Source organism: Burkholderia sp. SIMBA_062, from assembly GCF_046534765.1.
In the GTDB taxonomy this organism is placed as follows: Bacteria; Pseudomonadota; Gammaproteobacteria; order Burkholderiales; family Burkholderiaceae; genus Burkholderia; species Burkholderia ambifaria.
Genome location: NZ_JAWRYD010000008.1, coordinates 246,763 through 257,320 on the forward strand (window position 1 = coordinate 246,763; position 10,558 = coordinate 257,320).

Annotated in this window: 12 protein-coding genes; 6 read left to right on the forward strand and 6 right to left on the reverse strand. The window is 66.9% G+C overall.

The window, feature by feature from the left end; all coding sequences use genetic code 11:
* Positions 1-14: 14 nt before the first annotated feature.
* The gene (locus tag SB786_RS11450) at positions 15-332 is read left to right on the forward strand and encodes a type II toxin-antitoxin system RelE/ParE family toxin (protein ID WP_006756589.1); all 318 of its coding nucleotides are present in this window, start codon (positions 15-17) and stop codon (positions 330-332) included.
* 3 nt (positions 333-335) lie between these two features.
* Positions 336-635: an addiction module antidote protein gene (locus tag SB786_RS11455; protein WP_006750245.1), complete on the forward strand. Its 300-nt coding sequence runs from the start codon at positions 336-338 to the stop codon at positions 633-635.
* 60 nt (positions 636-695) lie between these two features.
* Here the strand turns inward: SB786_RS11455 and SB786_RS11460 are convergent, their stop codons facing one another.
* From SB786_RS11460 to andAc, 5 genes are all read right to left on the reverse strand, one after another.
* Positions 696-1,982, reverse strand: coding sequence for a DUF445 domain-containing protein (locus tag SB786_RS11460; RefSeq protein ID WP_410727545.1), 1,287 nt, complete (start codon positions 1,980-1,982; stop codon positions 696-698).
* A gap of 181 nt (positions 1,983-2,163) precedes the next feature.
* Positions 2,164-3,384, reverse strand: a complete 1,221-nt coding sequence (gene andAa / locus SB786_RS11465) for an anthranilate 1,2-dioxygenase system ferredoxin--NAD(+) reductase (protein WP_410727546.1) — start codon at positions 3,382-3,384, stop codon at positions 2,164-2,166.
* Positions 3,374-3,700: an anthranilate 1,2-dioxygenase ferredoxin subunit AndAb gene (andAb, locus tag SB786_RS11470; protein WP_006756593.1), complete on the reverse strand. Its 327-nt coding sequence runs from the start codon at positions 3,698-3,700 to the stop codon at positions 3,374-3,376. The genes andAa and andAb overlap by 11 nt, the downstream gene beginning before the upstream one ends.
* A gap of 16 nt (positions 3,701-3,716) precedes the next feature.
* Positions 3,717-4,205, reverse strand: a complete 489-nt coding sequence (andAd, locus tag SB786_RS11475; protein WP_011660415.1) for an anthranilate 1,2-dioxygenase small subunit AndAd — start codon at positions 4,203-4,205, stop codon at positions 3,717-3,719.
* Positions 4,202-5,491: an anthranilate 1,2-dioxygenase large subunit AndAc gene (andAc, locus tag SB786_RS11480; RefSeq protein WP_410727547.1), complete on the reverse strand. Its 1,290-nt coding sequence runs from the start codon at positions 5,489-5,491 to the stop codon at positions 4,202-4,204. Before andAc ends, andAd begins: the two co-directional genes overlap by 4 nt.
* A 209-nt stretch (positions 5,492-5,700) precedes the next feature.
* Here andAc and andR point away from each other — a divergent pair, with 209 nt between their 5' ends.
* Entirely contained in the window at positions 5,701-6,660 is a 960-nt protein-coding gene (gene andR, locus SB786_RS11485) for an anthranilate 1,2-dioxygenase regulatory protein AndR (RefSeq protein WP_410727548.1), read from the forward strand.
* Between the two features lie 397 nt (positions 6,661-7,057).
* On the opposite strand, the gene SB786_RS11490 is transcribed toward andR, so the two are convergent.
* On the reverse strand, positions 7,058-7,948 hold the full coding sequence (locus SB786_RS11490; protein WP_410727549.1) for a LysR family transcriptional regulator: 891 nt from the start codon (positions 7,946-7,948) through the stop codon (positions 7,058-7,060).
* 91 nt (positions 7,949-8,039) lie between these two features.
* Here SB786_RS11490 and SB786_RS11495 point away from each other — a divergent pair, with 91 nt between their 5' ends.
* From SB786_RS11495 to catC, 3 genes are read left to right on the forward strand one after another with little or no spacing between them, the layout of a single operon-like run.
* The gene (locus SB786_RS11495) at positions 8,040-9,173 is read left to right on the forward strand and encodes a muconate/chloromuconate family cycloisomerase (protein WP_410727550.1); all 1,134 of its coding nucleotides are present in this window, start codon (positions 8,040-8,042) and stop codon (positions 9,171-9,173) included.
* A gap of 34 nt (positions 9,174-9,207) precedes the next feature.
* A complete protein-coding gene (gene catA / locus SB786_RS11500; protein WP_410727551.1) occupies positions 9,208-10,110 on the forward strand; it encodes a catechol 1,2-dioxygenase in 903 nt (300 codons plus the stop codon).
* 43 nt (positions 10,111-10,153) lie between these two features.
* Positions 10,154-10,444 (forward strand): muconolactone Delta-isomerase, encoded by a 291-nt coding sequence (gene catC / locus SB786_RS11505; RefSeq protein ID WP_410727552.1) that lies wholly within the window; start codon positions 10,154-10,156, stop codon positions 10,442-10,444.
* Positions 10,445-10,558: the final 114 nt, after the last annotated feature.

The window sequence follows — 10,558 nt, forward strand, 5'->3', positions numbered from 1 at the left end:
ACATACTGGGATCCATGCCATACAGTGCACCTACATTCAGTATCCGGACCACCGACGTCTTCGACGCGTGGTTTGCCGGCCTGCAGGATCGCGTCGCGAAGCGCCGCATCCAGGCGCGCATCGACCGTCTGTCGATGGGCAATCCGGGCGACTGGAAATCCGCCGGCTCCCCCGTCGTCGAAATGCGTGTCGATCACGGGCCCGGCTATCGCGTCTACTACGTCAGGCGCGGAACGATATGGGTGATCCTGCTCTGCGGCGGCGACAAGTCGACGCAACCGGCGGACATCCGCGCCGCGCACGCGATGCTCGCGCGGCTCGACCTGGAGTGATCGATGGACAAGATCAAGACCCGGCCGTGGGATTCGGCCGAACACCTGAAAACCGACGACGACATGGCCGACTACTTCGAGGCCTGTCTGCAGGAAGCCGGTGACGACCCGGCCTTCATCGCGCATGCGCTCGGCGTGATCGCCCGCGCGCGCGGCATGTCGCAGGTCGCGCGCGACGCGGGCCTGTCGCGCGAAGGGCTGTACAAGGCGCTGTCGCACGACGGCAATCCGAGCTTCGGCACGATCCTGAAAGTGATCAAGGCGCTGGGCCTGCAACTGCACGGCGCGAAGGCGCACGCGTGATTCGCCGGCGCGCGCACGCGCGCCATGTGCGCCATGTGCACGATGGCCGCGATGGCCGCGTCAATGCAGCCATCCGCCCGCCCAATGCGGCACCAGCGACACCAGATACAGCCCGAGCCCGATCAGCCCGCCGACCAGCGTGCCGTTGATGCGGATGTACTGCAGGTCCTTGCCGATGTTCAGCTCGATCTGCCGCGACATTTCGCGCGCATCCCAGTTGCGAACCGTATCGCGGATGTGACGCATCAGGAAATCCGCGAAATCCGGTGCGATCTCGTGCACGGCCTTCTCGATATGCTCGTTCAGCGACGCGCGCAACGCCGGGCTTTCAGCAAGCCGCGCGCCGAGCCAGCCGCCCAGCGTCGCGGCCTGCCGGTGCAGCGACGAATCCGGGCGCGCGAGATCGGCCTTCAGCCACGCGCGCAACTGGTCCCACAAGTCGCGCGCATAGTCGTTGAACGCGTCGCCGTCGCGGATGTAGCGCTTGATCTCGTCGCCCTTCGCGATGAACGCGGGATCATGCTTCAGCCGCTCGGTCAGCCGCACGACCGTACGGTCGAAGCGCTGCCGCAGCTCGTGTTCGGGATCGGCCGCCACCCCCTCGAGCACGCGGCTCACCGCGCTCGCCAGCATGCGCGCGCCGTTCTCGCCGAACCACTGCGTCGGCATGATTTTCTCGACCTTCGGATATTGCGTCTTCAGCCATTCGACGATGAAGCCCGCGATCACCTCGCGGTTCTCCTCCTTGTCGAGCACGTCGACCACCTGTTCGATCGCGTCGTCGAGCAGCGCCTGGTGCCGGCCGTCCTTCGTCAGCGTGTCGAGGATCGCGCCGGCCGATTGCGACAGGTCGATCCGGTCGATCACCGCGCGGAACGCATCGTGGACGAACGACTGGATCCGCGCATCGTCGGTCATGTCGAGTGCGAAGCTCATCAGCTTCGTCACGTAGCCGCCGAGCGCGTCGGTGTTCGCCGGTTCGCCGAGCCATGCGCCGAGCTTGCTGGCAGGATCGTGCTGGCGAATCTGCGCGGCGAGCGCGTCGGGGCCGAGGAATTTCTCGCGCACGAACACCGCGAGGTTGTCGGCGATCTTGTCCTTGTTCTTCGGAATGATCTCGGTGTGGCGCGACACGAACGGGATCGGCACGCGCCGGAACAGCGCGACGACCGCGAACCAGTCGGCCAGCGCGCCGACCATCGCGGCCTCGGCCACCGCCTTGAATCCGTCGACCCACGGGCCGCGCGGCAGCAGGATCGTTGTGACGAACACCGCGACGGCGGCCAGCAGCAGCCATAGCGCGCGGCGCTTGCTGCGCTTCAGTTCGAGAGCTTTGTCTGGCGTCATGGGCGACCGGTGAAACGGCAATGCCGCTAATATGCACCGATCGCCGGCCCACGACAAACCCGCGCGCATCGCGCGCGCCCGGAAGGTTGTCCGGAACGGCGTTCCTTCGGTCTACTTTCCGGCTGCCCGCCGCCGGCCGCCGACGCAAACGCGGCCACGCGGGCCGCATTCGCGCGCTGCGTCAGAGGAACGTCTTCAGGTTCACCGCCGGATCGGCAAGCTTCACCGGGTCGGGCACCGCCCCTGCCGCGATCAGCCGGCGCGACGCGCCGATGTCGCGCCCGAGGTTCGCGGCCGCCACCGCGACGATCCTGCCATCGTCGCCCAGTCCGAACACAGTGAGCGGCCCGCTCGCCGGATCGCCGCGCACGACGGTCGTGCGTTCGCTGCCGAACAGACCGAGCATCTGCAGGTTGCAGTCGTACTGATCGGACCACAGCCACGGCAGCTCGGCATAGGTTTCGTCCGCGCCGAGCAGGTTCGCGGCCGCGACGGCCGGCTGGTTTTCCGCGACCTGCCACGACTCGATCCGCACGTGACGCCCGAGCAGCGGATTGAAGTGCATCGTCACCTCGCCCGCCGCGAAGATCGCGCGATCGGCCGTGCGGCAGCCCGCATCGACACGGATCCCGTTGTCGACCTCGAGGCCGGCCGCCTGCGCGAGTTCGACGTTCGGCACCACGCCGATCCCGACCACGACGATATCGGCCGGCACGTCGCCGCGATCGGTCTCGACGATCGCACCGCCGCCGGCCGCGCGGCGAATCGCGCGCGGCAACGTCGCCATCTGAAAGCGCACGCCGCGCGCGTCATGCAGTTGCCGCGCATACGCGCCGACGACTTCCGGCAACGCACGCTGCAGCAAGCGCGGCGCCGGGTCGATCACCGTCACGTCGCACCCGCGCTGGCGCGCCGCGGCCGCCACTTCCAGACCGATGAAGCCGCCGCCGAGCACCGCCAAGCGCCGCCCGGGCGCGAGTTGCGCCCGCAACGCACGCGCGTCGGCAACGGTGCGCACGTAATGCACAACGACGCATTCGTCGACCGGACCGCCGAACGCACGCACCCGCGAACCCGTCGCGAGCACGAGCCGTGCGTACGGCAACGTCGCGCCGTCGTCGAGCCGCACACGCCGCGCGTCGCGTTCGATCGCATCGACGCGCGTGCCGAGCCGCAGCTCGACGCGCTGCGCGTCGTACCACGCGGCATCGCGCACGAACGCGCGCTGCTCGCCGCCGTCGCTCAGCAGCGCGTCCTTCGACAGCGCTGGCCGGTCGTACGGCAGCTCGCGCTCCGCGCCGATCATCACGATGCGCGCAGCGGCGTCGCGCGCGCGCAGCGCCTCGGCCGTGCGACGCGCCGCGTGGCCGGCGCCGACGATCACGAACGGGTCAGTCGACATTGACTTCCACCTGCCCGTCGACGATCCGGATCGGATAGGTCCGCACCGGCTCGGTGATCGGCGCGCATTTCGGCGCACCCGTGCGAATGTCGATGAGCCCCTGGTGCAGCGGGCACTCGACGCAGCCGTCCTCCACATAGCCTTCGGACAGGCGCGCGTGACCATGCGAACAGAGGTCGTGCATCGCGAACAGTTCGTCGCCGATCCGGAACACCGCGATCGGCTTCTGGCCGGCGACGCGCGCGGCCGGTTCGTCTTCGGAGAATTCGTCGAATGCGCCCAGCGGATGCCATTCGGCGAGCGTTGCTTCGGTCATGTCGTTTCCTTGGCTGTCAGATGGGCGTCGCGAGCAGCGTCTGCACGCGCGACGTGTCGTAGATCACGCGCTTGGTCTTGTAGCGCAGCCCGTCGGGCGTGCGCACGACCGTGTCGTAGTACTTGCCGGCCTGGTACACGTTCGATTCGCCGTTGCTGCGCGTCTGCACGACCACGTAGTTGCTCTCGGTGTCGATCTCGCCGTCGCGCTGCGCGACGATCGTGAGACCCGACGTCATGTGCCGGTACGTGTGCTCTTCATAGATGTTCGCGTGCCGCAGCGACACCACGCGATCGCGCAGCATCCGCTGGTTCGTGCAGTGGACGATCCCGACCGGCAGCCCGAGATCCGCGTTCTCCTTCGGCACGATCTCGTACGTGCAATCCTCGGTGAACATTTCCGGCCAGTGTTCGAGCCGGTCGTTGTCGAGGTGGCCGATGTAGCGGTTCTGGAGCATGTAAATCTCGAACCAGGTCTTCATGTCTTCCGTCAGGTTTTCCATCATTCCGCGCTCCCGCTTCGATAGCCCATCAGCTTCTGGTAGCCGACCCAGAACTTGCGGATCAGACTTTCGGTGATCACCGTGTCCTGCTGATCCGGATTGCCGCGCGACATCTCGATCACCGACGTCGCATCGGCGTCGCGCACCGTGCCGCGCTGCACGAGCTCGGTCGCCTCGGTGTCTTCCATCGAGATGTAGCCGGCGGGCCCGACCAGGTTCGCCTGCTTGATGCGCAGCGCGCGCAGCTCGGGCGTGTCGTCCGCGTAGCCGAAGAAGTGGAAGATCAGCTCGAAGTTGTCCGGCCCCTTCGGCAGGATCTGGCGCGCGACCAGCGTGTTGTGGATCTGCTGGATCACGAGCTGCGGGAAGATCGGCTGGATATGGTTCGTGCAGTCCTCGTCGTATTCCGACACGAGATCGAGGATCGACTCGTCTTCCAGATGGAAGCCCTCGTCGAACGAGCGGATGTTCTGCTGCTTGTACGCGGCCGACGTGTCGTCGCCCGTCTTCGTCACCGTGATGATGCTGTGCAGCCCGTGATTCGCATCCGGAATCGAACGCGCCTTCATCCCGACGCGGAAGATGTTGAAGGTCGTATGGAACAGGTGCAGCATGCTCGCGTGATACGGGTCCTTCACGTTCTCCATGTACAGCTTCCAGTTCGACTTCGAATACTGTCTCGTGCAGCCGAGATACTCGATCGGCTTGTGGAAGATCCGGTCGATCCACGGCCGCATCTGCTCGCCGAGATAATCCGGCAGCGGCGCCACTTCATCGCTGAAGGTGGCGAACACGAGCCCGCGATAGCTGTCGACGCGCAGCTTGCGCAGCCCGTGCTGCTTCGGGTCGAAGTCGGCCGGCATCCCGGTCATCCCCTTCTGGCCGCGCCGGAACGGCACGCCGAGCAGGTTGCCCTGGTTGTCGAAGCTCCACTGGTGGTACACGCACGTGTGCGAGCTCGCGTTGCCGCGCGACTTGCGGCAGACCTGCGCGCCGCGGTGCGCGCAGCGGTTCACCCAGGCGAACAGCGTGCCGTCCTCGGTGCGCGTGACGACGACCGGCGTGTCGCCGACGAACGTGCTCTTGAAGTCGCCGGCCTTCGGGATTTCCGCTTCCAGCGCGACGAAGTTCCATGTCGGCCCGCGGAAGATGCGTTCCTGCTCGCGATCGTAGACCGCGCGCGAGCTGAACACCTTGTACGGCACGCGCGAGCCGTCGTCGTGCGGAAAACGCACATCGGACGCGTCGTCACGCGCGGCGAATACCACGGGCGATTCTGTCTGCTCCATGTCGGACTCCTTGTGGTTCCGTTTCGTTGATTGCATGGAGCCCATTTTTGAAAAGCTAATATTCGCCGTCTATCCGGAAAGTGCGATTGCGGCGGCGCAATATCCACTTTCGGCGGATTTCTGCGCTAGCATGGCGACACACGCGACCCGCGCACGATCGCGACCCATTCGTCGGATCGAAGCGCGCGTCCACACCAAGGCCGATGCCCATGTCCCCAACGTCGTTCGAGCCGTATGCGCTGCGCGCGCACCGGCTGTTCGAATCCCGCGATCTCGACGAGACGCGCGAGCGGATCTCGCGCGTGATGCAGCCGCACGCGCTGCTGCCGAGCGGCCGCGTGCAAGGCGCGTCGCACATGGATTTCGTGCGGCTCGGCGGGCTCGGGATGGGCACCATCGCATTCGGCGACGCGATGCGCGTGCAGGTCGACGCCGTCGACGGCTATTACCTGCTGATGTTCTGCCTGTCCGGGCAGGCGGAAGTCCACGCGATGGGACGCCAGCTCGGCGTCGACGGGCAGACGGGCGTGCTGTGTGCGCCCGGCGAGCGCTTCGACGCGGTGCTGTCCGCCGACTGCGAGCAGTTCGTGCTGCGCATCGACGCGGCGACCGTCCGCTCGCTCACGGGCGACCCGCGCGCCACGCTCGACCCCGTGCTGCACATCAGCGACGCCGCGCTCGCCGCGTGGCGCCAGCAGCTGATGCTCGTCGCCCGCTCGCCCGAACTGCTCGAACGCGCGAACGCCAATCCGCGCGTGGCGTCGCAGCTCGAGCACCTGCTGATCGACCTGCTGATCGAAGGCCACCCGCCGTCCGTGCTGCGCGCGTCGCACCGCGACCCGGCGCCGGGCTTCGTGCGGCGCGCGCAGGAGTTCGTGAACGCGCACTATGCGCAGCCGCTGCAGCTTGCGGATATCGTCCAGGCCGCCAACGTGCCGGAGCGCACGCTGCGCGACGCCTTCCTGCAGTTCCGCGGGATGAGCCCGATGCAATACCTGCGCGCGACGCGGCTCGACCATGCGCGGGACTTGCTGCGCGGGTCGATGTCCGATCGACGGATCGCCGATATCGCGCTCGATTGCGGGTTCACGCACCTTGGGCGGTTCGCGATCGCGTATCGGGAGAAGTTCGGCGAATCGCCGTCGGAGACGCTCGACGGCAAGCGGTAGGCGGGTGCTGGTGCGCTGCGTTGCCGATTGCTGGCCGGGTTGGCTTGTTGGGTTGGCTTGTTGGGTTGGCTTGTTGGGTTGGCTTGTTGGGTTGGCTTGCTCGGTCGGCTTGCTCGGTCGGCTTGCTCAGTCGGCTTGCTCAGTCGGCTTGCTCAGTCGGCTTGCTCAGTCGGCTTGCTCAGTCGGCTTGCTCGGTTGGCTTGCTCGGTTGGCTTGCTCGGTTGGCTTGCTCGGTTGGCTTGCTCGGTTGGCTTGCTCGGTCGGCTTGCTGGGTGCTTGCCGGCGGGCTGCCCGCCAGCGTAAGCGGCGAATGACATCGCACCGCGACACCATCTCCGCCTTCGACCGGACGCGCCGAAACCGACCGTTAGTTGCAATAGCGCAAGCCGCGCCGCGCTTACACCACCGGCACGATCATCTCCCGCGCGATCGCACAGAACGCGGTCGTCGCCGCACTTTCGCCGTGTAGCCGGCGGCTCATGATGATTGGCGACGTCGCCGTCGGTTCCGGCAGCCGCCGGTAGACGACGCCCTTCACGCGCACGCCCTCCACACTCTCCGGCACCAGCGACACACCCACCTGCGCGGCGACGAGCCCGAGCGCCGTCTGCAGCTCGCGCACCTCGTGAACGGCCGCCGGCACCAGCGCGCCGTCGCGCAGCGCGGACAGCTGCTGATCCGCGAAGCTCGGCCGCGGCGTGCTCGGATAGACGATCAGCGTCTCGTTCGCGATGTCCGCCAGCGTCAGCGGCCGTTCCGGATCCGCGAGCGGATGCCCGACCGGCAGCGCCGCGATCAGCTTTTCCTCGATCAGCGCCTCGCGCACGAGCTGGTCGTCGTCGAAGCGCAGGCGGCCGAACCCGACGTCGATCCGCCCGCCCTTCAGCGCGCCGAGCTGTTCGAGCGTGAACATTTCGATCAGCGACAGCTCGACGTCCGGCTGCGCGTCGCGAAACGCGCGGATCACGTCCGGCAGCGCGCCATAGAGCGTCGACGGCACGAAGCCGATCACGACCCGCTCCGACAACTGCGCGAGCCGCCGCGTCAGCGGGCCGAGCTCGTCGGCCTGCTCGACGACGCGCTTCGCCTGCGCATAGAACACCCGGCCCGCGTCGGTCAGTTTCAGCGGCCGCGCACCGCGCTCGAACAGCGGCAACCCGATTTCGTCCTCGACCGCCTGAAGCTGGCGGCTCAGCGGCGGCTGCGTCATGTGCAGCCGCTCCGCCGCCCGCGTGATGTTCATTTCCTCGGCGACGGCGATGAAGTACCGGAGCTGACGCAATTCCATTTCATGCCTCAAAGGTATGGAAGTAGTCGGAAAGAGTGTTGGACGACGCCGGGCGGGAATTCCTACCATGTGCACCAACAGGAGGAATCGCATGATAGCAACTACCGCCACCATCGAACGCATCGACACGCTGCTCGTCGATGTGCCGACGATCAGGCCCCACAAACTGTCGGTCGCCACGATGAATTGCCAGACCCTCGTGCTGGTCCGCGTTCGATGCACGGACGGTATCGAAGGCGTCGGCGAGGCGACCACGATCGGCGGTCTCGCGTACGGCGAGGAAAGCCCCGAGAGCATCAAGGTCAACATCGATACCTACTTCGCGCCGCTGCTGCAACGCATGGACGCAACACGCCCCGGCGCCGCGATGGCGCGGGCGCGCAAGCTGTTCCAGGGCAACCGGTTCGCGAAGTGCGCGATCGAAACCGCGCTGTTCGACGCGCAGGCGCGCCGCCTCGGCGTGCCGCTGTCGGAACTGTTCGGCGGCCGCACGACCGACGCGGTCGACGTCGCATGGACGCTCGCGAGCGGCGACACGCAGCGCGACATCGCGGAAGCCGAGGCGATGCTCGACGCGCGCCGCCATCGCGCATTCAAGTTGAAGATCGGCTCGAACGCAGTCGACGACGACGTTGCGCACGTGATCGCGATCAAGCGCGCGCTCGGCGAGCGCGGCGACGTCCGCGTCGACGTGAATCAGGCATGGAGCGAAACCGACGCGATCCGGGCCTGCGCACGACTCGCGGACGCCGGCGTGAGCCTCGTCGAGCAGCCCATCGCCGCGACCAATCGCGCGGGGCTGAAACGCCTCACGCAGCTCGCGCGGATTCCGATCATGGCCGACGAAGCGCTGCACGGCCCCGTCGATGCGTTCGCGCTCGCGCAGGACCGCGCGGCCGACGTGTTCGCGGTGAAGATCGCGCAATCGGGCGGCCTGCTCGGCGCGGCGAGCGTCGCATCGATCGCGTCGGCGGCCGGCATCGAACTGTACGGCGGCACGATGCTCGAAGGCGCGGCCGGCACGATGGCGTCCGCGCAACTGTTCAGCACGTTCGGCTCGCTGAAATGGGGCACCGAGCTGTTCGGCCCGCTGCTGCTCACCGAGGAGATTCTCGTCGAGCCGCTGCGCTACCAGGATTTCAAGCTGCACCTGCCGGCGGCGCCCGGCCTCGGCATCACCTTCGACTGGGCCCGCATCGAACGGATGCGACGCGACGCCCGCTGACCCCACGACACGACAACCGAAACCGGAGACACAGATGAACAAGCAAGCCATCGACGCCCTGCTGAAGACCTTCGACGACGCCGCGGAAAAGCCCGGCAACCCGCGCGTACGCGCGATCGTCAACCGGATCGTGAAGGACATCTGCTACACGATCGAGGACTTCGACGTGCAGCCGAGCGAGTTCTGGACCGCGCTCAACTACCTGAACGAAGCCGGGCGTGAATTCGGGCTGATCGCCGCGGGCCTCGGCCTCGAGCGCTTCCTCGACGTGCGGATGGACGAGGCCGAGGAGAAGGCCGGCTTCCAGGGCGGCACGCCGCGCACGATCGAGGGGCCGCTGTATGTCGCGGGCGCACCGGAATCGGTCGGCCATGCGCGCCTCGACGACGGCACCGATCCGGGCCAGACGCTGATCATGCGCGGCCAGGTGCTCGGTCAGGACGGCGCGCCGATCGCGAACGCGCTCGTCGAGGTGTGGCACGCGAACCATCTCGGCAACTACTCGTACTTCGATCAATCGCAGCCCGCGTTCAATCTGCGCCGCTCGATCCGCACCGATGCCGACGGCCGCTACAGCTTCCGCAGCGTGCTGCCGGTCGGCTACAGCGTACCGCCGGGCAGCAAGACCGAGCAGTTGCTCGACCAGCTCGGCCGCCACGGCCATCGTCCGGCGCACATCCACTTCTTCGTTTCCGCGGATGGATATCGTAAGCTGACGACGCAGATCAACATCGAAGGCGATCCGCATCTGTGGGACGATTTCGCGTTCGCGACGCGCGACGGGCTGATCCCGCCGGTCCGGCAGGCGGAGGGCGCGGAAGGCAAGCCGTATGGCGTCGACGGGCAGTTCGCGCTGATCGACTTCGACTTCTCGCTGCTCAAGGACAAGCAGGACGTGCCGGGCAGCGAAGTCGAGCGGGCCCGCGCGCAGGCGTGAGCGCCCGCCCCGTTCGACGAATCGATAACGCAAGGAGTACAGGATGCTGTTTCATGTGGAAATGACCGTTCGCCTGCCGGCGGACATGGATCCGGTCAAGGCGGCCACGCTGAAGGCCGAGGAAAAGGCGATGTGCCAGCGGCTGATGAACGAAGGCGTCTGGCGCCATCTGTGGCGAATCGCCGGACGGTATGCGAACGTCAGTATCTTCGACGTCGAGAGCGTGCAGCAACTGCACGATGTGCTGAGTCAGCTGCCGTTGTTTCCGTATATGGAGATGGAAGTGCGGGCGCTGTGCCGGCATCCGTCTTCGGTTCGGGAAGATGATCGGTGAATCTCCCCGGCCCATGCCGCCGGTTGTCCGGCGAATGGGACCTATCCGTGATTTCGTGGGCGGGGCATATCATGCGGAGTAAACGTCATGGATATGCCGATGAAGAAGAAAAGA

Coding starts and splice junctions, on each gene's coding strand:
- SB786_RS11450 (WP_006756589.1), top strand. CDS start 15: ATGCCATACAGTGCACCTACATTCAGTATCCGGACCACCGACGTCTTC.
- SB786_RS11455 (WP_006750245.1), top strand. CDS start 336: ATGGACAAGATCAAGACCCGGCCGTGGGATTCGGCCGAACACCTGAAA.
- SB786_RS11460 (WP_410727545.1), bottom strand. CDS start 1,982: ATGACGCCAGACAAAGCTCTCGAACTGAAGCGCAGCAAGCGCCGCGCG.
- andAa (WP_410727546.1), bottom strand. CDS start 3,384: ATGTCGACTGACCCGTTCGTGATCGTCGGCGCCGGCCACGCGGCGCGT.
- andAb (WP_006756593.1), bottom strand. CDS start 3,700: ATGACCGAAGCAACGCTCGCCGAATGGCATCCGCTGGGCGCATTCGAC.
- andAd (WP_011660415.1), bottom strand. CDS start 4,205: ATGATGGAAAACCTGACGGAAGACATGAAGACCTGGTTCGAGATTTAC.
- andAc (WP_410727547.1), bottom strand. CDS start 5,491: ATGGAGCAGACAGAATCGCCCGTGGTATTCGCCGCGCGTGACGACGCG.
- andR (WP_410727548.1), top strand. CDS start 5,701: ATGTCCCCAACGTCGTTCGAGCCGTATGCGCTGCGCGCGCACCGGCTG.
- SB786_RS11490 (WP_410727549.1), bottom strand. CDS start 7,948: ATGGAATTGCGTCAGCTCCGGTACTTCATCGCCGTCGCCGAGGAAATG.
- SB786_RS11495 (WP_410727550.1), top strand. CDS start 8,040: ATGATAGCAACTACCGCCACCATCGAACGCATCGACACGCTGCTCGTC.
- catA (WP_410727551.1), top strand. CDS start 9,208: ATGAACAAGCAAGCCATCGACGCCCTGCTGAAGACCTTCGACGACGCC.
- catC (WP_410727552.1), top strand. CDS start 10,154: ATGCTGTTTCATGTGGAAATGACCGTTCGCCTGCCGGCGGACATGGAT.